Origin of the sequence: Pseudomonas kilonensis, from assembly GCF_001269885.1 — a bacterium.
Classification (GTDB): domain Bacteria; phylum Pseudomonadota; class Gammaproteobacteria; order Pseudomonadales; family Pseudomonadaceae; genus Aquipseudomonas; species Aquipseudomonas kilonensis.
The window spans coordinates 130,105-150,530 of record NZ_LHVH01000030.1 but is presented as its reverse complement, the minus strand read 5'-3'; the positions used below and the strand labels follow the sequence as shown (position 1 = coordinate 150,530).

General features: G+C 61.9%; 20 protein-coding genes. 7 read left to right on the top strand and 13 right to left on the bottom strand.

Annotated elements, in window-relative coordinates; all coding sequences use genetic code 11:
- Positions 1-295: 295 nt before the first annotated feature.
- Together AD662_RS22640 and AD662_RS22635 are read left to right on the top strand one after the other, a co-directional pair.
- Complete coding sequence (locus tag AD662_RS22640; RefSeq protein WP_018605627.1) at positions 296-1,402, top strand: GGDEF domain-containing protein; 1,107 nt, start codon at positions 296-298, stop codon at positions 1,400-1,402.
- Complete coding sequence (locus AD662_RS22635) at positions 1,395-2,330, top strand: iron-sulfur-binding ferredoxin reductase (RefSeq protein ID WP_053189776.1); 936 nt, start codon at positions 1,395-1,397, stop codon at positions 2,328-2,330. The genes AD662_RS22640 and AD662_RS22635 overlap by 8 nt, the downstream gene beginning before the upstream one ends.
- A gap of 418 nt (positions 2,331-2,748) precedes the next feature.
- Here the strand turns inward: AD662_RS22635 and pyk are convergent, their stop codons facing one another.
- Both pyk and AD662_RS29390 read right to left on the bottom strand, forming a co-directional pair.
- Positions 2,749-4,200 (bottom strand): pyruvate kinase, encoded by a 1,452-nt coding sequence (gene pyk, locus AD662_RS22630; protein WP_053189775.1) that lies wholly within the window; start codon positions 4,198-4,200, stop codon positions 2,749-2,751.
- 55 nt (positions 4,201-4,255) lie between these two features.
- A complete protein-coding gene (locus AD662_RS29390) occupies positions 4,256-4,483 on the bottom strand; it encodes a hypothetical protein (RefSeq protein ID WP_139213011.1) in 228 nt (75 codons plus the stop codon).
- Positions 4,484-4,625: 142 nt separating this feature from the next.
- On the opposite strand from AD662_RS29390, the gene AD662_RS22625 reads away from it, so the two are divergent.
- A complete protein-coding gene (locus AD662_RS22625; RefSeq protein WP_018605632.1) occupies positions 4,626-5,000 on the top strand; it encodes a tetratricopeptide repeat protein in 375 nt (124 codons plus the stop codon).
- 291 nt (positions 5,001-5,291) lie between these two features.
- Positions 5,292-5,651 carry a PilZ domain-containing protein gene (locus tag AD662_RS22620; protein ID WP_018605633.1) on the top strand — a complete coding sequence of 120 codons (360 nt, stop codon included), beginning with the start codon at positions 5,292-5,294 and terminating at the stop codon, positions 5,649-5,651.
- 130 nt (positions 5,652-5,781) lie between these two features.
- On the opposite strand, the gene AD662_RS22615 is transcribed toward AD662_RS22620, so the two are convergent.
- From AD662_RS22615 to AD662_RS22580, 8 genes are all read right to left on the bottom strand, one after another.
- A complete protein-coding gene (locus tag AD662_RS22615) occupies positions 5,782-6,129 on the bottom strand; it encodes a DUF6124 family protein (RefSeq protein WP_046062649.1) in 348 nt (115 codons plus the stop codon).
- A gap of 337 nt (positions 6,130-6,466) precedes the next feature.
- Positions 6,467-7,798 carry a DUF58 domain-containing protein gene (locus tag AD662_RS22610; RefSeq protein WP_053189774.1) on the bottom strand — a complete coding sequence of 444 codons (1,332 nt, stop codon included), beginning with the start codon at positions 7,796-7,798 and terminating at the stop codon, positions 6,467-6,469.
- 139 nt (positions 7,799-7,937) lie between these two features.
- Positions 7,938-8,945 (bottom strand): AAA family ATPase, encoded by a 1,008-nt coding sequence (locus AD662_RS22605; protein WP_053189773.1) that lies wholly within the window; start codon positions 8,943-8,945, stop codon positions 7,938-7,940.
- A gap of 83 nt (positions 8,946-9,028) precedes the next feature.
- On the bottom strand, positions 9,029-10,216 hold the full coding sequence (locus tag AD662_RS22600; protein WP_018614306.1) for a Fic family protein: 1,188 nt from the start codon (positions 10,214-10,216) through the stop codon (positions 9,029-9,031).
- 161 nt (positions 10,217-10,377) lie between these two features.
- Complete coding sequence (locus AD662_RS22595; protein WP_053189772.1) at positions 10,378-11,541, bottom strand: DUF4350 domain-containing protein; 1,164 nt, start codon at positions 11,539-11,541, stop codon at positions 10,378-10,380.
- Positions 11,538-13,088, bottom strand: a complete 1,551-nt coding sequence (locus AD662_RS22590; protein WP_033062956.1) for a DUF4129 domain-containing protein — start codon at positions 13,086-13,088, stop codon at positions 11,538-11,540. Before AD662_RS22590 ends, AD662_RS22595 begins: the two co-directional genes overlap by 4 nt.
- On the bottom strand, positions 13,075-14,049 hold the full coding sequence (locus tag AD662_RS22585; RefSeq protein ID WP_053189771.1) for a stage II sporulation protein M: 975 nt from the start codon (positions 14,047-14,049) through the stop codon (positions 13,075-13,077). Before AD662_RS22585 ends, AD662_RS22590 begins: the two co-directional genes overlap by 14 nt.
- Complete coding sequence (locus tag AD662_RS22580; protein ID WP_018614298.1) at positions 14,046-14,771, bottom strand: RDD family protein; 726 nt, start codon at positions 14,769-14,771, stop codon at positions 14,046-14,048. The genes AD662_RS22585 and AD662_RS22580 overlap by 4 nt, the downstream gene beginning before the upstream one ends.
- Before the next feature lie 382 nt (positions 14,772-15,153).
- Between AD662_RS22580 and sbcB the strand changes: the two genes are divergently transcribed.
- Positions 15,154-16,587, top strand: coding sequence for an exodeoxyribonuclease I (sbcB, locus tag AD662_RS22575; protein WP_053189770.1), 1,434 nt, complete (start codon positions 15,154-15,156; stop codon positions 16,585-16,587).
- An 85-nt stretch (positions 16,588-16,672) separates the two neighbouring features.
- On the opposite strand, the gene mvaT is transcribed toward sbcB, so the two are convergent.
- A complete protein-coding gene (gene mvaT, locus AD662_RS22570; RefSeq protein WP_003205091.1) occupies positions 16,673-17,050 on the bottom strand; it encodes a histone-like nucleoid-structuring protein MvaT in 378 nt (125 codons plus the stop codon).
- A 306-nt stretch (positions 17,051-17,356) separates the two neighbouring features.
- Here mvaT and purU point away from each other — a divergent pair, with 306 nt between their 5' ends.
- The gene (gene purU, locus AD662_RS22565) at positions 17,357-18,205 is read left to right on the top strand and encodes a formyltetrahydrofolate deformylase (protein WP_018614294.1); all 849 of its coding nucleotides are present in this window, start codon (positions 17,357-17,359) and stop codon (positions 18,203-18,205) included.
- A gap of 225 nt (positions 18,206-18,430) precedes the next feature.
- On the top strand, positions 18,431-18,604 hold the full coding sequence (locus AD662_RS29580; protein ID WP_003205087.1) for a hypothetical protein: 174 nt from the start codon (positions 18,431-18,433) through the stop codon (positions 18,602-18,604).
- Positions 18,605-18,608: 4 nt separating this feature from the next.
- Here AD662_RS29580 and gpgF read toward each other — a convergent pair whose 3' ends face one another.
- Together gpgF and gpgD are read right to left on the bottom strand one after the other, a co-directional pair.
- The gene (gpgF, locus tag AD662_RS22560) at positions 18,609-19,604 is read right to left on the bottom strand and encodes a glucosaminyl phosphatidylglycerol flippase (RefSeq protein WP_018614289.1); all 996 of its coding nucleotides are present in this window, start codon (positions 19,602-19,604) and stop codon (positions 18,609-18,611) included.
- Positions 19,601-20,365, bottom strand: a complete 765-nt coding sequence (gene gpgD / locus AD662_RS22555; RefSeq protein ID WP_053189783.1) for an N-acetylglucosaminyl phosphatidylglycerol deacetylase — start codon at positions 20,363-20,365, stop codon at positions 19,601-19,603. Before gpgD ends, gpgF begins: the two co-directional genes overlap by 4 nt.
- Positions 20,366-20,426 lie beyond the last annotated feature (61 nt).

The window sequence follows — 20,426 nt, the reverse complement described above, 5'->3', positions numbered from 1 at the left end:
TGCCCGCGATGAAGACAACGCGGTCTCCCGGGGAATCGAGGCGCCTGCATCGCGAGCAAGCTTTGCTCCCACAGAAGCTTTGTTCCCACAGAAACCTTGCTCCCACAGCCCAACAGGGCGATGTGCAGGCTATGTGTCAGGCCTCAAACCACTGCGTCAATCTAGGCCATTGCTTTGACGCCATTTTTCTGCTCCAGAATTGAATGGTCATTTGTCCTACACGCCACTAAAGTGGCGTCTGGCCTGTAGCGTAGGACGCCTCCTGTCAGTTTCCTTTCCCATGGTGAGTCAACGATTGACCCATAACGCCATTCAACGTCTTTTGCTGAAACGCTTCGCTTTGGCGGCCGCGACGTACGCGCTGGCACTGGTTTTGTTGTGGCTGGCATTTTTCAGTGGTCATTACCTCGATTCGTTGCGCGATGTCATCATCGGCAGCGTGTTGGTGGTGCTGTGCCAGGCCGGACTGTTCGCGCTGTTTATCACCGACCGTAACCTGCGCTTCGCCGACCCCAGCCTTACCGAAGCGCAGGTGTTGATCGGCCTGGGCTGGCAAACCTGGATGATGGCGCACCTGGACCAGGCTCGGGGCGTGTTCCTGGTGTTTTATGTATTGATCCTGCTGTTCGGGCTGTTTCACCTGTCACGCCGGGCCTTTGTGCGCTGCGCGACGCTGGTGTTTATCAGCTTCACCGCTATTACCCTGTGGGACGGTTACTTCTTCCGGCTTCCGGACCCCACCTTGGCCGGGTTGCAGGTGGCCGTGCTGTTTCTCGTGCTGGTGTGGCTGGTGTTCTACGCCCGCTACGTCCAGACCTCACGTCAGCGCATGCGCCAGCGGCGGTTTGCCCTGCAGGCGCACCAGGACACCTTGCGCGGGATGATGCGCCAGCTCGAAGACCTGGTGGCCACCGATGAGCTGACCGGGCTGTTCAATCGCCGGCACTTCCTGCGCCTCGCTTCGCGCGAACTCAACACCCTCAGGCCCGGCATCGCCCATGGCCTGGCCCTGATCGATCTCGACCATTTCAAGCGCATCAACGACCTGCACGGCCACGCTGCTGGCGACCAGGTGCTGCAGGCATTTGCCGCGGTCGCCACGGCGTGCCTGCGCGAGGGCGATGTATTGGCCCGTTATGGCGGCGAGGAATTCGTCATGCTGCTGCCTGCTTGTGACCCCCAGCGCCTGACGGCCTGCTGCGAGCGGCTGCGGCTGGCGTTCACTGAAGTCGAGCTGATCGGCCTGCAGGTCGGCGCCCTCAGCTTGTCGGCGGGCATGACGATGCTGGAAATGGGCGATGACCTGGACAACGCGTTGCAGCGTGCCGACCAGGCCCTGTACCGTGCCAAGCGAGACGGCCGCAATCGGTGCGCCGCCGCCTGGGAGAACGTCGATGCCTGAACTGACAGTCGCCGGTCGGCAATGGACGGTGGCGGCGGGCAGTAACCTGCTGGACGTGTTGAACGGCGCCGGTGTGGCGGTGCCCTACAGTTGTCGCGCCGGCAGCTGCCACGCGTGCCTGGTGCAGTGTGTGGGCGGTGATGTGCGCGACAGTCGTCCCGACGCCTTGAACCCGGTGCAACGCGACCAGGGCTGGCGGCTGGCCTGCCAATGCCAGGTGGTCGAGGATGTGCAGATCCACACCTTCGACCCGCAACGCGACGGCCAGGCCGCTCACGTAGCCGCGGTGGATTGGCTCGGTGGCGAGGTGCTGCGCCTGCGCGTCACCCCCGAGCGGCCGCTGCGTTATCAGGCCGGGCAGCACCTGGTGCTGTGGGCTGGTGACGTGGCCCGGCCGTATTCCCTGGCGAGCCTGCCCGAGGAAGACCGGTTCCTGGAGTTCCACCTCGATTGCCGCGAGCCCGGCCAATTCATTGATGCGGCCCGGCAGATGAAGGCCGGTGACCCGATCCGTCTGGGCGAGTTGCGCGGCGGTGCCCTGCATTACGACCCCGACTGGCACGACAGGCCGCTGTGGCTGCTCGCCGCCGGCACCGGCCTGGCGCCGTTGTTTGGCTTGCTGCGCGAAGCGTTGCGCCAGCAGCATCAAGGCGCGATTCGCCTTATTCACGTGGCCCATGATGCGGCCGGGCATTACCTGGCCAAACCCCTGGCGGCGCTGGCGGCCAAGCATCAAAACCTCACCGTGGAGCTGCTGAGCGCAGCCGAGGCGCCGTCCGCCTTGGCGCAACTGCGGCTTGTTTCACGGCAAACCCAAGCCTTACTCTGCGGCCACCCCGACCGGGTCGAGGCCTTTGCCAAGCGCTTGTACCTGGCGGGCTTGCCGCGCAATCAACTGCTGGCCGACGTCTTCCTGCCCCGTGGTTGAGCGTTTCCAGGCCGGGGACAGTTGCGCAAGGTGATTGAAGAAGAGGGCAGGCAGGTAGCCGCGTTGTCGGGGTTTATCAACAGGCATTGGGTTTTGCAGCGCCTGGACTGGCCCCATCGCGAGCAAGCTTTGCTCCCACAGTAGGTCTGTGGTGTTCACGAATAATGTGTTCAACACAAAACCCCTGTGGGAGCGGGCTTGCTCGCGAAAGCGGTGGGTCAGCTTGCATCCATTTTGAATGGGCCGACGCCTTCGCGAGCAAGCCCGCTCCCACAGGTGAGATGTGTACGCCGGCCGAACTGTGGGAGCAAAGCTTGCTCGCGATGGGGCCAGTCCAAGTGCCACATTTCTTGCAGGCAAAAACCAAAAAGCCCCGCCATTCACATGGCAGGGCTTTTGTTTTTCAGCGCTCGGTCACTCAGACCATCGGGTCGCCAACATGCAGGATTTTCATCCCGTTGGTGCCGCCGATGGTGTGGTAGCTGTCGCCCTTGGTCAGGATGACCCAGTCACCGGTCTGCACCACGCCGCGCTTGACCAGTTCATCCACCGCCGCCTGGCTGACTTCGCCCGGTTGCAGGGCGGCCGGGTCGAATGGCACGGTGTAGACACCACGGAACATCGACGCGCGCGCCTGGGTTTCGCGGTGCGGGGAGAACGCGTAGATCGGCACCGAGGAACGGATGCGCGACATGATCAGCGGCGTGTAGCCACTTTCGGTCAGGGCGATGATCGCCTTCACGCCCGGGAAGTGGTTGGCGGTGTACATCGTCGCCAGGGCGATGCTCTCGTCGCAGCGCTCGAAGGTCTTGCCGATGCGGTGGCTGGAGGTCTTGCTGGTCGGGTGCTTTTCAGCGCCGATGCAGATGCGTGCCATGGCCTGCACCGCTTCGAGCGGGTAGAGGCCGGCGGCGCTTTCGGCCGAGAGCATCACGGCGTCGGTGTAGTCCAGTACGGCGTTGGCTACGTCGGACACTTCGGCGCGGGTCGGCATCGGGTTCTGGATCATCGACTCCATCATCTGGGTCGCGACGATCACCGCTTTGTTGTGGCGGCGTGCGTGCAGAATGATCTTCTTCTGGATGCCCACCAGCTCGGCGTCGCCGATTTCCACGCCCAGGTCACCACGGGCCACCATCACGGCGTCGGACGCCTTGATCAGGCCATCGAGGGTTTCGTCGTCGGCCACCGCTTCGGCGCGTTCGATCTTGGCCACCAGCCAGGCAGTACCGCCGGCTTCGTCGCGCAGTTGACGGGCGTATTCCATATCAGCGGCGTCGCGCGGGAAGGACACGGCCAGGTAGTCGACTTCCATTTCCGCGGCCAGCTTGATGTCGGCCTTGTCTTTTTCGGTCAGGGCCGGTGCGGTCAGGCCACCGCCGCGACGGTTGATGCCTTTGTGGTCCGACAGCGGGCCGCCGATGATCACGATGCAGTGCAGTTCAGTGGCGGTGGCGGTTTCGACGCGCATCACCACGCGACCGTCGTCGAGCAGCAGCTCGTCGCCCACGCCGCAGTCCTTGACCAGGTCCGGGTAGTCGATGCCGACCACTTGCTGGTTGCCTTCGGTCAGCGGATGGCTGGTGGAGAAGGTGAAGGCGTCACCGATCTTCAGCTCGATGCGCTTGTTGGCGAATTTGGCGATACGGATCTTCGGGCCTTGCAGGTCACCCAGCAGGGCAACGAAGCGGCCGTGCTTGGCGGCGAGGTCGCGCACCAGCTTGGCACGAGCCTTGTGCTCGTCGGGGGTACCGTGGGAGAAATTCAGGCGGGCAACGTCCAGGCCAGCCAGAATCAGCTGTTCGAGAACTTCCGGCGAATTACTGGCCGGGCCAAGGGTAGCGACGATTTTGGTGCGACGGACGGACATGCAAGACTCCTCAAGTTCAAGCGCCAGCGAAGGCTACTATGCTCTTTGGGTGTAGTCATTGTTCATATGCACTACTTTTTCGTTTGTTTTTCGAAATGAACATTCCTGAAAATTTTTGCGCCTTGGATGAGCTTTCAAGTACAGCTTGGTGGTGAGCTGGAATGATCTGTGGGAGCAAGGCTTGCTGGTGTGGTGGATGATCTGTGGGAGCATAGCTTGCTCGCGATGGCGATCTCGAGTGTGCCATCGCGGGCAAGCCTTGCTCCCACAGGTCTTCATTCACATCTCTGCTCCCCAGGCCATCATTCCCATCCAGTTCCCATAGCTCATCATTCCCCTTGCCAGAGGGACAGCGTCCGGTCCATTTTCAGGCTGAAGATTTTCCCAGCCAGGTCGATACAGAGCTCAAGACAGGAGAACCTCCCATGCGATTCGTGCTTTTTGTTGCCCTGGCCCTGAGCGTCACGGGCTGCACCCGTTGGTCGATGAACCATCACATGAACCTGGCCTACAAGGCCTATGAACGCGGCAATTGCGAGCAGGTCATGCTCGAACTGTCCCAGGTCGACCGCGCCAGCCGTGCCCGCCGCTATATGCAGCCGGAAGTCTCGATGCTGCGCGGCCAGTGCCTGGAACGGCAGAAGCTGTTTGTCGATGCGGCGCAGACCTACCAGTTCATCATCGTGCAATACCCTAACAGTGAATACGCCTTCCGCGCCCGCGCTCGGCTCGAGACCCTGCAGAGCCTGGGCCATTACCCGACCCGCAGCGCGTCGGCGATCCGCCCGTCGGCGTCCTGACAGGCTCACCAAGCCATTGGCCGGGGCGATCCCCGGCCACAAGCGCCTGGCGTGTTTTTGTTTATGAAAGGTTTGCGCAAGGACTGGCCGCCACACCACCTTGAGCTATATTTGTACAAATCGTCATTAGAGCTAAATCTCTAACTTCAAGCGGCACCTGTGACCGGCAGCACTAGGGCCTGAACGCTTGCGAGCGTCTGGCACCGGGATCGGGGAGAGCGAGCTGACGTGTGCTCGTTCCGAAGTATTAGGTTGCCCCGATTCGGGGTCGTTCAAAAAGCGATACAGGACATGTACAAAAAACGGCGAATCGAACGGCATCAGCTGCCGTGTTTCCTGAGAGTGTTCAATGGCGTCAACGGCAAGCCCATCGGTTTTTTGGGCAACGTTTCTGCAGATGGCCTGATGCTGATCAGCCATTTACCGTTGATGGTCGGCGCGGACTTTGACCTGCTCCTGAAAATCCCTGCCGATGAGGGACCGCAGCAGAACATTGTGCTCAGGGCCAATTGCCTGTGGTGCCGCGAAGACGTGACGCCGCAGCATTTCGACGCCGGTTTCAGCCTGAAATGGGCGCCGCCGGAGTACGGGCAACTGATCAGCGCGTTGCAGCAATATTTCAGTTTTTATCCGTTGCCGGAATCGGCCTGAGATCGGGCTATGGAATAACCAGCCTGGTTGATACCTCTGTGGGAGCAAAGCTCGCTCGCGATGGCGATTCCACGGACGCCATCGCGAGCAAGCTTTGCTCCCACAGGTTACTCAGAAACAGTCCAAAGCTTCAGCGCTGAACCTTCGCCTCGTTATCCAGCATCTTCTCCAGCAACAACACCCCCATCTCGCCCATCTGGTGAATCGCCAGGGCCAGGTTGCGCGGGGCGCCTTCCAGGTCTTCCGATAAATCCAGGATCAGCGTGCTCACCGAGCAGAAGGTTTCGTAGGTGTGCGCGAGCATGCCTTCGGGATCGGCGTCGGGGGCGACGATGAAGTAGTCCGGTTGTTTGTAAGGCTTTTTGTCGGGTTGGCCGTGGTTGGGCTTGAGGTAGTAGTCGAGGGCTCTTTGAGCGGCTTCGTCGAGCTTTTCGGGGTCGAGGGTTTCGTGGGGTGGATTTGGAGTTGGCTTGATCATATTCACTTCTCGTTGGTGGTGCTGCCATCCGGCTCGCGACTAAACGAGGGGTGGCGGCTGGACGCAGGTTAGTCGACCGGTGAGAAGTGAAACCGGCGCGCCCGAGGGCGCCCTGCGCACAGCCACCATCAAGTGCGGGGATAGGGGAACCCGACTGGATGACGCTTGTGCACATCACTTCATAGCCGGGCGACTAAACCCGATCGCTGGATATCAGCGACGCGAATCAAGTTACGGGGCGACGTCAAAGCGCACAAGCCGGCGGATTCTGGCGGATCTGTAGTCCGTTGCGCAAGGCGTTGTAGTCAGCCGGAGTTTTGCTGGCTCGCTGTAGGACCTAGACGGTCCCGGCCTTTTTCCAGGCCAGGTATTGGGTCACCAGGTCCGCACCTAATTCACTAGGACGCGAATCCAGGGCCGGGACGCCGTGGGCGGCCAACTGCTTGTGCAGTTCGGCCCGGGCATTCAAATAATCCACCGTCCCGCAGTAGGCCAAGGCCTCGGGCAAGGTTTGCACCGGCGCCTGGCGCAACCGGTCGAGGGCCTCTTCCCGCAGGCTGGCCACCAGCCCCCGATGCTGCTGGCCCAACCGTTTGACGGCCGCGAGCAGATCCGCGTCGTCCTCATCCCGCAGGTTGGTCACCAGCACCACTAGGGCCCGGCGTTTTTGCCGGGCCAACAGCTGGGTGACGGCGGCCTGGTAGTCGGCGGGGCGTTGGCTGCTGTCGAGGTCGTACACGGTGTTGAGCAGGACGTTGAGCTGGCCGGTGCCTTTGACCGGGGCGAGGTAGCGGGTCTGATCGCTGGCGAAGGTGTTCAGGCCCACGGCATCGCCCTGGCGCAGCGCGGTGTAGCTGAGCAGCAGGCAGGCGTTGAGGGCGTGGTCGAAGTGCGACAGTTCGCCGTCCTGGCTGCGCATGCGCCGGCCGCAGTCGAGCATGAAGATAATCTGTTGGTCGCGCTCGTCTTCGTATTCCCGGGCAATCGGCGTGCGATGGCGGGCCGTGGCCTTCCAGTCGATCTGGCGCAGGCTGTCGCCCTCGCGAAATTCGCGCAATTGATGGAATTCCTGGCCCTGGCCGCGTCGTTGCCGCTGGCGGATGCCGAGCTGGCTCAGCCAGTTGTCCACCGCCAGCAGTTGACCGTCGTAGAGCCTGGCGAAATCCGGGTAGACGCGGGTGTGGTCGACAGCGTCCAGTAGGCGTCTGTCGGTCCACAGGCCCAGCGGGCTTGGCAGGCTGGTTTCGCACCGGGCGAAGGTGAAGTGACCGCGCTTGAGCGGGCGCAGGCGGTAGCCGGCCTGGCTGCGCTGGCCGGGTTGCAGCTCGACCGACAGCGGCAGGTTTTCGAAGTCCAGGCCATCGGGTACATGGTCGAAGAGCTGCACGTGCAGCGGTTGGGCAAAGTCATGGCTGATGTCCAAGCGGATTTCACCCCAGCGACCCAGGGCCAGGCTGCCGGGCATCTGCCGTTGTACCCGCGGCGAGGGCAGGCGCCTGACGCGCACCGCGTCGAGCAGCGCCAGGGCCAGCAAGGCCAACAGCAGCGCCCAGTTGATCGACAGCAGCGCCGATGGCACCGCCATGCCCAACGCCCGCAGCGCGCCGAGCACGATACTCACGGCCAGCAGCACGGCGAGCCAGGTCAGCAGCAGGCGCGAGGGTTTCATCGACACATTCCCTTTAGAAGAAATGCAGAGTGGGCTTTTGTGGTGAGGGGATTTATGTGGGAGCAAGGCTTGCTGTGGGAGCCTTGCTCCCACAGCAAGCCTTGCTCCCACATAAATCCCCTCATCATGCTGGTGTGACTCACAACCGCGGCGCCGGCACTTGATCGAGCAGTTGCCCCAGCACCTGGTCCACCGACAGCCCTTCGATGTCCAGTTCCGGCGCCAGGCGCACGCGATGGCGCAGCACGGCCAGGGCGCAGCCCTTGATGTCATCCGGCACGACGAACTCGCCGCCGCGCAACAACGCCCGGGCCCGGGCGCAACGTACCAGCGCAATCGACGCGCGCGGGCCGGCGCCGAGGGTCAGGCCCGGCCAACTGCGGGTGGTGCGGGCCAGGCGCACGGCGTAATCGAGCACCTGATCGTCCATCGGCAGGTCGCTGGCAATGCGTTGCAGTGCTTGCACGTCCTTGGCCTGCAACACCATGCGCAGCGGCTGCACGTCGAGCATGTCGGCGCGGGTCGAGCGGCTGACCTGGCGCACCATGTCCAGCTCCTGGTCGGCGTCCGGGTAGTCCATGCGCACCTTGAGCATGAAGCGGTCGAGCTCGGCTTCCGGCAGCGGGTAGGTGCCTTCCTGTTCGATGGGGTTCTGGGTGGCGAGGACCATGAACGGCTGGCTGATGGGCAGGGCGCGGCCTTCGAGGGTGACCTGGCGTTCCTGCATGGCTTCGAGCAGCGCGGCCTGGGTCTTGGCCGGTGCGCGGTTGATCTCGTCGGCCAGCAGCAGGTTGGTGAACACCGGGCCCTTGCGCAGCTTGAACTGCTCGGTCTGCAAGTCGTACACCGCGTGCCCGGTGACGTCGCTGGGCATCAGGTCGGGGGTGAACTGGATACGCGCGAACTCGCCGTTGAAACACCGGGCCAGGGCCCGCACCAGCAAGGTCTTGCCCAGCCCGGGAACGCCTTCGAGCAGCACATGCCCGCCAGCGATCAGCGCGGTGAGCACATCGTCGATCACTGCGCCCTGGCCAACCACCGCTTTGCGCAGCTCGGTGCGGATGGCCTGGGCCAACTGACTGGCGCGCTGGCGCTGTTGGGCGGCGTGGGCCTGGCCGTCGACAGGTTCGTTCTGTTCAGTCGTCAATTCTGGCGTTCTCCTAACGGTTAAATCCTATGACTCGCGACATGGTGCAGTGCCGGGCGCTGACAACTGAGTCGCTGCACACCTTAGCCCATTTGAAAATGCAGGTTTGGAAAGATCAATCCGGCGAAGCGTGCGGGCAAACCCGCTTCCACCGTTCGGGATCTGGGGGTACTGCTGACCACGATCCCCGCTTCGATCAAGCGGCCCAGTTCTTCCGTTGCAAGCCGATCCTTCAAACCTGTGAACACTTTGAACTCCGCACGCGGCATCGCACCTTGGGTGAGAAGCGCCAGCACGGCGGCTGCACTGGTGGGCCGGATGCCGGCACGGCGAAGCTCAGGATCGGTTGAAAACACATGAACAACCTGCTCGCGCAGCTTGGCCGGGTTTAGCGAGGTCGTCATGTACTCGATCTGGTCGTGGCAGACATCGAGCATGAACTCGATGAAGTTGAAGTAGTGACGCTGTGAGAGTTGGCCGCGCCCGTCATAGTCACCTTCGCGAGGGCGATCAGCCAAGGCCAGAAAGCGATAGTACTCATCTTGCCTGCGAGCCAGGCCACGAGACAGTGACCAGAGAAAAGGTTTCAGCCCAAGGTGAACAAGCTGCAGGTGGGTGAGCATCCGAATCACTCGACCATTGCCGTCAAGGAAGGGGTGAACAAGCGCCACTCGGTGATGGCCTGCCAGGGCCGCGATCAATTGGCGTCGCGGATCCCTGATTCGTCCGTAGTGCAACTGCAGATGCTCAAGCATGGGCAATACAACAGCCGCCGCTGGAGCGACATGGGCGCCAACCTGGACCTGCTCGTTCTCTTCGGCCCGCAGCCTGCCGGGTTCCATCATGCGACCATCACCCAGGGTCAACTCCTGCTTAGAGGCGTCCTTGAACAGTCGACGATGGATGGCCGCGATCAACTTGGGATCGAACACGGCAGAGAAACTGTCCGTTGGCCGCATGCGAAGCAGTCGTTCCATCACCTCCTGCTGCGTCATGTGTTGCACGGCAAGCTCTTTGAGCTCTTTTCTTTCCCGTTTCGGTGTCGTGCGAGCAACCTGGAGGTCGGCGATCTCGGTTCGATGCCCTTCGATCAGGTTCGAGTAGTAGGTATTGGTGATGCGCAACAGGCCCGCCAGTTGCTTGGATGTCTCATCGGCCAGCCGTCCGGCCAGAAAGGTTGCCTTGCGTGGCAATTGATCCGCAGCCTGAATGATCGAGTCGGGCAGACTTTCTGGCAGTACGGGATCAAGGTACGTTTTCGAGGTGATCATCGTTTTGCTTCCAGCGAACATAAACGGCTATTGGTTGGGCAATTCCTGCGGAAATTTATGCGGAAAATAAAACGGTCGATAAAGCCCGTAATTACTGGGTTTGGCGATACCGTACGATAGATTGTTTCCGCTGTTTTTGCGGATTTTTCTGCGGAAAGAATCTATAAGGCATTCCTAAGGGTTTGCAAATGGGCAACCTGGCGGCAGAACTCGGCGCGGGACAGGCGCTGTTTCGGCCGTGGGCTCAAGGCCTGGCTGATGGCCCGCGTCGGTTGTCGGGTCAGGCGGGCGAGTACCTGCCATTGTTCGGCGACGGCCAGTTGTTCGAAGCCTGGGTGAAGATGACGTGCCCGGCGCAGCACGTCTTGTTGCAAGGCATGCAACAGGTACTCCTGGCCGTTGTGCCGCAGGTGGAAACCGGCGCCGGCCTGCACGTGCTCTTCCAACTGACGCCGCGCCTTGGAGGCCGGTTGTTGCAGTGGGCCATGGCGCACCGCTGAACGCCAGAACCACAGGGCAATCAAGGCCAGCAGTGCCACCAATGCCTGGGGAAAATAGCGCAGCAGCAGGGTCAGCAGGTTGTCGTGGTCGGTGTTGAACAGCAGCGTGACGTCCGTGTCGGCGCTCAAATACCAGAGCAGCCAGGCGTTGTCGTACTGGTCGATCTTCTCGTTCTTCCACAGCTCGGCGTCGGTGATCACGGTGATCGAGCCGAGGCCGAGGTTCAATTGCATCATGTGGGTCGCCAGCGCGCTGTTGGCCCAGGCCTGGGCCAGGTCATGCGGGTCCTCGAGGTGGAAGTCGGTGTCGAAGCCGACATACGCCGGCGCCTCTTCGTCTTCCAGATAGAGTTTGGTCAGTTCCGGGTAACGGTCCTTGATCAGTTTGGGCGCCGGTTCCTTGAGGTCCTTGCTCAAGGATTGGCGCAGGCGCACGCGGTCGAGCAGCAGGTCGCCGCTGTTGCCGGTGCTGTCGTCCCACAAGGCTTCGGCAACGAAAAGCAAGCGCCCGCCGGCCCGGGTCCAGTTCATCAACTGCTCGACTTCCCGTGGCGTCATGTGGGTTCGTTCGCCTAGCAACAGCAGGCTGTGCTGGCGAGGCTCCAGGGTGGGCAGCACATCCAGGCTGTTGGCGTGCTCGATGTTGATACCCTTCTGGCGCAGGAAAAGCTCGGCGGCCAGGTAAGGATTGGCCTGGGCCTCAGGGGAGGGGTCGTGCTCGACGACCTCCTCATAGGGCACGGCCTTGGTGTAGAGGTAGAGACCGAATGCGCACACCACGGCGGCCAGCACGGCGCCGATCAGCCATCCCGCGTGCCGGCTCATCGAGACGCCCCCGGACCGAACAGCGCGCGCCAGCCGTCACACAGTTCCTGTTGCAGGTGTGTCGGTGGGGGGCGATGCCCATAGGCAATGTTCTGCCAATGCAGGGTGAGGTTTTTGCTGAAGCCCAGCAGGTTGTCCTGCTTGAGCTGTTCGACGCGTTCCAGCACCTGACCTTCGGTGTCGGCCGGTTTCAAGGGGATCTTGAAGTCATGATGCAACCGGCTGAGCAGCGCCCGGTACAGCAGGCCCAGGGCTTCACGGGGTTGCGTGGCCCACAGTTGCTCGACGTTGGCCGCCACGTCGGCGGGCAGGCTCTCTTCGCGAATATCCAGGCCGAACATGCGCGCCGGTACGGCGCGTTCCACCGGCAGGCGCTGCGTCGGTCGGAGATTGGCCAGGGCCTTGAGTCGTTCACGGTAGCGCCAGGCCAGCCAGACGATCGCCGCCACCAGGCAGGCCCACAGCACCACCTGGATCAGTGCGGCGGCGATGTCGAAACGTTGGCTGCCGAGCCATTTGAACAGGTCCTTGAGCCAGCTCGGTTTGGCCTCGGTTTCGGTCTCGGACTCGGGGGATTCGGCCGTTTCTTCGCCGAAACGATAACGAATGACGGTCTCGGGGTTCTTGAACGGCGGGGCGTCGAGGATTGCCTTGATACCGTCCCGGGAGGCTTCGCTGGTGAGGGGCTGGTTGAGCAGTCGGGGGCTGTCGGGGCCGCTGCGGTCCTCATCGGCAAACGCCGGGGGCGCCAGCGGCAGCAGCATGAACACCAGCAGCATCAGCACCGGGGCCACGCCGCTCAGGCGTTGGCGCAGGCGTCGGAACACCAGCTCGATGTCCCACGCCTCGAGGATCGTGCGCCGGTTCAGGTAGAGGCTGAAGCCACAGGCGACATATATCGGCTCCCATAAGATCAGCAGCAGCGGGTACAGGAAGTTGACCAGGTGTTCGAACCACAACCAGTCGTGCTCGGCCGCTGACACCAGCGTCTCCCAATCCCATTGCAGTTCGACTTGTTGCGGCACGAACAGATAGAACAGGGCCATCAGGCCGAACCACAAGGCGGTTTCCAGGTGCACGCCGATGACGGTCAACCATTGCGCCGCGCCGCGGTTGCGTTGCTGCAATACCCGCAAGCGCTGCGCCCGGGCCTCACCGCTAAGCCCCTCGAGTTGCACCACCGGCATCAGGAAACTGCGGCTCAGGCTCAACCGGCGCCAGGTCAGGCTGGCCAGCAACTGCGGCTTGAGCAGCGCAGGCCACTGGCGCAACGCCTGCCGCAAGGTGGGGGTTTCGCCAAACAGTGCCTTGGACAGAATGTACAGCGGCAGCCGGTCGAAGGCCGGCTTCAACCACCAGAACAGCATCACCACCAGCGACGGTGAGTCCCACAGCAGCAGGGTCAGCAACAGGTACACCGGCAACGTGATGATCGCCCAACTGGTCATCAGCAGGCGTCGATGCTGCTGACTCATCAACACGCCAAGGTCCATGGCTTCCCAGGTGGTGCGTGGGCGGATGACGACGGTGGCGTCACTCAGGCGCATGGCGGACCCGTCCGGCAAGCGACAGATAGCTGATCACCAACAGCCACAACAAGGCGCCTACCGTGTATTTGGTGGCGGGCGTCACGGCGCTGGAAGACCAGTAGGCCTCGATGAACGCGGCAATGAGCAGGAACAGCATCACGCCGCCGATCATCAGCACGCTTTTGCCCGCCGCGAGCCGCAAGGCCTCGCCTCGGGTCAGGCGTCCCGGCGCAATCAAGGCCCAGCCCAGTTGCAGGCCTGCGGCCCCGGCCAGGGCGATGGCGGTGAGTTCGAAGGCGCCGTGGCCGATCACGAACGACCAGAACGTTCCCCCGGAGCCGATCTGGGTCAGGTTCCCGGCCACCGCGCCGATGGTCAGGCCATTGAAAAACAGGAAAAACGCGCTCCCCAGGCCAAACATCAAGCCACTGGCAAAGGTCTGAAAGGCAATGCCGATGTTGTGCATGATGTAGTAACCGAACATGACCCAGTCCTCGCTGGCGGCCCGCTCGACCGAGCGCCCCAGGTGCCCGGACGCCGGGTCATACATGCTGCGGATCTGGCTGATTTCGTCAGCGCCCAGCACGCTGTAGACCAGTTCCGGGAACAGATAGACCAGCAGCCCGATGCCCACCAGGCTGCCCAGGAACATCAGGCTGGCGGCCAGCACGAATCGCCATTGTTCACGCACCAGTCGGGGGAAACCGACCAGGATAAACGCCGAGAGACTGGCCGAGGGCCGGCTGCGATCCCGGTAGAGTTGCTGGTGACCGCGCAGCGCCAGTTGTTGCAGGGTGTCGACCAGCAAACTGCTGTAGCCCCGGGCCTGGGCCAGTGCCAGGTGATGGCAAAGCCGTCGGTAGGTGGCAGGGAAGTCGCTGCTCTGGGGTACGCTGCGGCTGCGCTCCAGTTGGTCGAGTTGCCGGGTCAGGTGCTCCCATTCCCCTTGGTGACGGCTTTCGAACAGGCTTTGCTTCATGTTGGCCCCAGCAGGCCGCGGGCGACGCCATTGAGTTCGGCCGCGGCGTTTGGCACCTGGACGTTCAGTGGCGCGGCCAGGATGGCAGCCAGTTCGTTGACTCGCGCCTGGGACAGTTCTGCCTGGCGTTCGGCGAAGCCCAGCACGGCGCGTTGCTCATTCAGACTGAGGGTGAAAGGCGTGCGTATCGGCGGGGCCATCGGCAAGGCGGGGCGTTTGACCGGCTGTTCGCGATACACCACCAGCGTGCCGGCCGCGAGGTCGCCCAAGCGCTTGAACGCCGGATGCTGCAGGCAACTGATGGCCCCGAAGGTGTAGCCGAAGGGCAGCATGTCGACGAAACGCAGCAGGTTGCGGATCAACGACGCCGACCAGCCGATGGGCCGGCCATCGTCCTGCACCACGCGCAGCCCCATGATCTGCTTGCCGGGAGAGCGCCCCTGGTTGAGCACCTCGAACAGCACCATGTACCACCAACTGACGACAAACAGCAGGATGGACCCAAGGCCCATCCCCAGTTCGCCGAAAAACGCCAGGACCAGGAAGAAAAGCCCCAGGACCAGCCCGCGTATGCCCAGGTCGATGGCGAAGGCGATTGCACGCGGCATCAGTCCCGCCGGGCGCAGCGGCAGGTCGATGCCTTCGGGCGTTTCAACCTGATAGCGCGTGTCCAGGGGCGCGGGCAGCGTCGCGTTCCTTTGCAGTGCTGGTGTCTCGAGCATGGGCAACCTGTGATGGGCCAGACCGAACGTTCAATCTCGGCCCAGATGCTAGCAGTCTTCGTGCGGGCAAACGATAGAGCTGTGTGTGTCATTTCATGGTTTGTAACAGGATTGAGCGCGTGAACGTTGTCTGCATCATTCTGCGCCCCCTCAGTGTTCACGGATCCTTGTGGGAGCGGGCTTGCTCGCGAAGACGGCGGTACATTCAACATCGATGTCGCTGACCCACCGCTTTCGCGAGCAAGCCCGCTCCCACATGGGTTCTCGGGTGTTTACAGATCCAATATCCACCCCCGTGTCGGCATTCAAAAGTTACAGGACTGCTGGTCGCAGGCGGGTTCGAGCGCCTAGACTTCGCCAGTCTTCAGTTCAGGAACAGCCCGTGACTTCCATTTTCTGGTACGACTACGAAACCACCGGCATCAACCCGCGTTGCGACCGGCCCTTGCAGGTGGCGGGTATCCGTACCGATTTCGAACTCAATGAAATCGACGAACCGGTGAACCTGTATTGCCAGCCCGGCGATGACATCCTGCCGCATCCGGCGGCCAGTGCGATTACCGGTATCACCCCGACATGCCTGGCCGAAAAAGGCTTGAGCGAAGCCGATTTCATGACCCGTGTCCACGGCCACCTGGCCGCGCCCGGTACCTGTGGCGCCGGCTACAACACCCTGCGCTTCGACGATGAAATGACCCGCTACAGCCTCTATCGGAATTTCTTCGACCCGTACGCGCGGGAATGGCAGGGCGGCAACAGTCGCTGGGATTTGATCGACCTGGTGCGCGCGGCCTATGCGCTGCGCCCGCAAGGCATTGTCTGGCCGCAAGAGGACGGTCGCGTGACCCTCAAGCTCGAGCGCCTGACCGCCGCCAATGGCATCGACCATGGCCAGGCCCATGATGCGTTGTCGGACGTGCGCGCGACCATCGCCCTGGCCCGGCTGATCCGTCAGCAGCAGCCCCGGCTCTACGACTGGCTGTTCCAGTTGCGCAGCAAACAGAAGGTGATGGACCAGATCCGTCTGTTGCAGCCCATGGTGCATATTTCCGGTCGCTTCTCGGCGGCGCGCAACTACATCGGTGTGGTCCTGCCGCTGGCCTGGCACCCGAAAAACCGCAACGCCCTGATCGTCTGCGACCTGCATCTGGACCCCCAGGGCCTGCTGGACGACGATGCCGAAAGCCTGCGCCAGCGTTTGTATACCCGCCGTGAAGAATTGCTCGAAGGTGAGTTGCCGGTGCCGCTCAAGCTTATCCATATCAACAAATGCCCGGTGATCGCGCCATTGTCGGTGCTGCGTGCCGCGGACCAGCAGCGACTGGAACTGGACATGGAGGGCTATCAGCAGCGGGCATTGCGGCTAACTGACGCACAGAAAGTTTGGCAAGATAAACTTCAGGCTATTTATGGGCGCGAGGATTTCACCGCCAGCGAGGATCCCGAACAACAGTTATACGCGGGCTTCCTGGGGGATCGCGATCGACGTTTATGTGAACAAGTGCGCATGGCTGACCCCGCGCAATTGGCTCAAGAACGCTGGCCTTTCGATGATGAGCGTTTGCCAGAACTATTGTTCCGATATCGCGCGCGCAACTTTCCAGACACGTTGAGTCCTGAAGAGCAGGCGCGTTGGAGACTTTTCTGTCAACAACGGCTGTCATCCCCGGAGTGGGGGGCGCCTAATACCTTGGAAAGTTTTGATGCGGCGATGGGAGAGTGGATGGCTCTGTCTACACCCGTGCAGCAAGAAGTACTCAGGGAGTGGCAGGGCTACAGCCAGCAATTGCGCAAACGTTTAAGCCTTGAGCCGTGATGAAGTAAAAAGATGACAGGCATAAAAAACGCCAGCAATCGCTGGCGTTTTTTTGTTCGCTAAGAACGGTGCGAACCGGTGAGGCTTAGCCCAGCAGGGTTGCCCAGCCTTCAACCACGTCACCGCCCCACTTGGCTTTCCACTCTTTCAGAGTCTTGTGGTTGCCACCTTTGGTTTCGATGACTTCGCCGTTGTGCGGGTTCTTGTATTGCTTAACTTTGCGAGCGCGTTTGGTGCCGGTAGTTTTCACGGCGCCACGGGGTGCTTTGCTCGACTTGGCTTCTGGATCCAGCAGGGCAATGATGTCGCGCAGCGACTTGGAGTATTCGCCCATCAGAGTGCGCAGTTTGCCTTCGAATTCAAGCTCGGTTTGCAGTTTGTCGTCTTGGGACAGGTTTTTCAGGCGAGCTTGCAGTTCTTTGATGGCTTCTTCTGTGGCGCGGTATTCATTGATCAAGGACATGTGGACTACCTTATGTAGGACGCGGGTGACAAGGACACAGTGCGGCAATAGTAATCAGACAGTTTCATCAAGTAAACATTTAACCGGTGTTTTATTTAATTAATTAGTGCTGTGCCACAAAAACGCCTGTTGCAGTTAAATGCCGCGACAGAGTCTTCACATCTTTTCACACATATAGCCTGCTTCCCCAGGCCACGCAGATCGCAGCGATAGGCCGTCGCGGAGGGTTTGGCGTGTCATCGATACTGCAGTTTTGCCGCGCAATGGCTAGAATGGCCGCCTTTGCGAAGTTCTGGAGTTTCCCTAATGCGCACTTTTCGTCTGGTGATTGCTTGCCCGGACCGCGTCGGCATCGTTGCTAAAGTCAGTAACTTTCTGGCGTCCCATAACGGCTGGATCACCGAAGCAAGCCATCACTCGGACAATCAAAGTGGTTGGTTTTTCATGCGTCACGAGATTCGTGCCGACTCGCTGCCCTTCGGTATCGAAGCCTTCCGTGAAGCGTTCGCCCCCATCGCCGAAGAGTTCTCGATGGACTGGCGTATCACCGACACCGCGCAGAAAAAACGCGTGGTGCTGATGGCCAGTCGTGAGTCCCACTGCCTGGCCGATCTGTTGCACCGCTGGCACAGCGATGAGCTCGATTGCGACATCGCCTGTGTGATTTCCAACCATGACGACTTGCGCAGCATGGTGGAGTGGCACGGCATCCCGTACTACCACGTACCCGTCAACGCGCAAGACAAGCAGCCGGCGTTCGCCGAAGTCTCGCGGCTGGTCAAGCAGCACGATGCCGAGGTGGTGGTGCTGGCCCGCTACATGCAGATCCTGCCGCCGGCCTTGTGCCGCGAATACGCCCATAAAGTCATCAACATCCACCACAGCTTCCTGCCGTCGTTCGTCGGGGCCAAGCCGTACCACCAGGCGTCGATGCGTGGTGTGAAGCTGATTGGCGCCACCTGTCACTACGTGACCGAAGAGCTGGATGCCGGCCCGATCATCGAGCAGGACGTGGTGCGCGTCAGCCACAGCGACAGCATCGAAGACATGGTGCGTTTCGGCCGTGACGTAGAGAAGATGGTGTTGGCCCGCGGCCTGCGTTATCACCTGGAAGACCGGGTGCTGGTGCACGGCAACAAGACCGTGGTGTTCTGACTGCACTGCAAAGGGCCTGGACGAGCGATCGCCAGGCCTTTTTTCTGAAGAGCAATGATGTCCCTGTGGCGAGGGGATTTATCCCCGTTGGGCTGCGAAGCGGCCCCAATCCAGGCAACCCGGTATGCCAGATTGAGCTCGCCGCTTTAGGGTTGCTCCGCAACCCAACGGGGATAAATCCCCTCGCCACAGGAACTCATACAGTTCAAGGGAGACGCTCGCGCCATGACCGATCCATTGGACAAAGCCACCTCCAAGGCGCCGGCGACCCTGGGCGAGGGCTGCCTCAGCCGCTATGACCCAGATGCGTTGGGCCCGGAGGACGGCACTGAGTTTCCCGATGCTGCGCAATTGTGGGAGCAACTGCATCCCCAGGACGAGCCCGAACAGAAGCCGTGATACGTCAGGCCTGCCTGAGCCTGATCAGTTTCTTGAGCAACGGTCGCCCGACCATCAGGAAGAACACCGGCCCGCCGGCCACCAGATAAAAGTAATAGGTCACCGCCCGCCAGATCAGGATCGCCGCCGCTGCGGTGGATTTGCCCACCATGGGTGCCAGCAGCGCCGCCGACGTCAATTCGGCCGCCCCGGCGCCGCCCGGCAGCAGGCTGAACTGTCCCGCACTCAGGGACAGCATCTGGATCAGGAAACTCCAGGCCCACTGCAAATCCGCCCCCAGTCCCCTCAATGCCAGGTACAACACGCTGTAGCGCAGCGCCCAATGCAGGCAGGTCAGGCCGAAGACCTGGAGCAGTGTCTGTCGCGGCAACTTCAAGGTGTCGGTGAACGCCGCCAGAAAGCTCAGGATCTTGCGCGCCCAGCGTCGACGGGTGACGGCTTTTACGCGCAGGTGGCGCAGCAGTCGAGCACCCAGCAGAATCAATCTGCGGTGATACCGGGCCACCAGCACACAGCCGAACAACCCGCCAAACAATGAAATCGCGCTTAACGCCAGCATCCACTCCATGCGCTGGCTGAGGTTCTGGAACAGCGCGTAAAACAGAATGCCCACCAAGGCGCAGAGGAAGAACAGCAAGTCACTCAACTGATCCATGGCAAACACCGCGCTGCCATGGGCCGGGCGCACGCCGTTGCGCGCCAGCAGGGCCATCAGCGTCAGCGGGCCGCCACTGCCACCGGGCGTCGCGCACATGGCGAACTCGGTGGACATCACCACGCCGATGCTTTTCAGCCCGCCGATGCGCCCACGGTGCTCCCCCAGCAGCAGGCGCAAGCGCACGGAGTTCAAACCCCAGCACAGCACGATCATGCCGAGCATGGCCAGCAGTAGCGACAACGGAAAGCGCTGCACCCGCGACCACATTTCCCCGCCGCCGACCAGCAGCGGCACCAGTAGCGCCGTGAGCAGGGCGGCACCCAGCCAGATCAGCCGTTTCATGCGGCGCTGCTGACCCGCAGCCCCTGGGTCGCCAGCCAGTCGACTTTGGTCATGGGTATGCGACCGTCGTTGAGCAGGCGTTGGAGGGTGCGCAGCCAATAGTCCCGGGAAAAGGTATGGCGCATGTCCACCGGGTGCAGGCCCAGGCGAATCACCGGGGCCTGGCGCCAGCGCTGTTCGCGTTGGTCGCTGATGACTTTCGACAGGCCACGGCGCCAGGCGCTGCGGGCACTCCAGACCAGCCCCGGCGCATCGATGGCGGTGAAGTCAGGCAGGCGATAAAGGTGTTGGGTGTCACTGGTGTAGCTCAGCGGCAACTGGCGCAAGGCCTGGCGCGTGCCTTCGCTCATCAGCCAGGCCGGGGCGACGAAACCCTCCAGTGGCCAGTGGTAGCGTTCAAAGGTTTCGATACCGGCGCGCAGGCGGGCGAGGGCGGCGGCCTCGGACAGGTTGTAGAACTCCCCCTCATGGGTATAGACCCGGCGCATGAACCACTCCTTGGGGTGGCGGGCGGCAGGGCCGTCGTCGCAATGGTAGTAGCCATGCAACACCAGTTCGTCGCCGCGCTCGACCCGGCTGTCGAGCAGGCGTCGAAAGCCGGGGTCAGCCTCCAAGGCATTGTTGCGGTGAAAGTCCGGCACCACCAACCAGGTCATCGGCACCTGGCCGAGGGCGTCAACGGCTTCGACGAAGGGCTGGTAGTCGGGCCAGGTTTGCGGTGCCACGTCGTGCAGCACCAGGAGCACGCTAGTGTCCTGTATCACAAATACTGTTCCTTTTTGACGGTGTCTGTTGTCGTCATGCTGCGTTGCCGCTCCTCGC

What these genes read in the sequence shown, in the direction of transcription:
- pyk (WP_053189775.1), bottom strand. Translation starts at nt 4,200, where the DNA reads ATGTCCGTCCGTCGCACCAAAATCGTCGCTACCCTTGGCCCGGCCAGT.
- AD662_RS22580 (WP_018614298.1), bottom strand. Translation starts at nt 14,771, where the DNA reads ATGCTCGAGACACCAGCACTGCAAAGGAACGCGACGCTGCCCGCGCCC.
- purU (WP_018614294.1), top strand. Translation starts at nt 17,357, where the DNA reads ATGCGCACTTTTCGTCTGGTGATTGCTTGCCCGGACCGCGTCGGCATC.
- AD662_RS22625 (WP_018605632.1), top strand. Translation starts at nt 4,626, where the DNA reads ATGCGATTCGTGCTTTTTGTTGCCCTGGCCCTGAGCGTCACGGGCTGC.
- gpgF (WP_018614289.1), bottom strand. Translation starts at nt 19,604, where the DNA reads ATGAAACGGCTGATCTGGCTGGGTGCCGCCCTGCTCACGGCGCTACTG.
- AD662_RS22595 (WP_053189772.1), bottom strand. Translation starts at nt 11,541, where the DNA reads ATGAGCCGGCACGCGGGATGGCTGATCGGCGCCGTGCTGGCCGCCGTG.
- AD662_RS22600 (WP_018614306.1), bottom strand. Translation starts at nt 10,216, where the DNA reads ATGATCACCTCGAAAACGTACCTTGATCCCGTACTGCCAGAAAGTCTG.
- AD662_RS22635 (WP_053189776.1), top strand. Translation starts at nt 1,395, where the DNA reads ATGCCTGAACTGACAGTCGCCGGTCGGCAATGGACGGTGGCGGCGGGC.
- AD662_RS22610 (WP_053189774.1), bottom strand. Translation starts at nt 7,798, where the DNA reads ATGAAACCCTCGCGCCTGCTGCTGACCTGGCTCGCCGTGCTGCTGGCC.
- AD662_RS22615 (WP_046062649.1), bottom strand. Translation starts at nt 6,129, where the DNA reads ATGATCAAGCCAACTCCAAATCCACCCCACGAAACCCTCGACCCCGAA.
- mvaT (WP_003205091.1), bottom strand. Translation starts at nt 17,050, where the DNA reads ATGTCCTTGATCAATGAATACCGCGCCACAGAAGAAGCCATCAAAGAA.
- AD662_RS22620 (WP_018605633.1), top strand. Translation starts at nt 5,292, where the DNA reads ATGTACAAAAAACGGCGAATCGAACGGCATCAGCTGCCGTGTTTCCTG.
- AD662_RS22585 (WP_053189771.1), bottom strand. Translation starts at nt 14,049, where the DNA reads ATGAAGCAAAGCCTGTTCGAAAGCCGTCACCAAGGGGAATGGGAGCAC.
- AD662_RS22590 (WP_033062956.1), bottom strand. Translation starts at nt 13,088, where the DNA reads ATGCGCCTGAGTGACGCCACCGTCGTCATCCGCCCACGCACCACCTGG.
- AD662_RS29580 (WP_003205087.1), top strand. Translation starts at nt 18,431, where the DNA reads ATGACCGATCCATTGGACAAAGCCACCTCCAAGGCGCCGGCGACCCTG.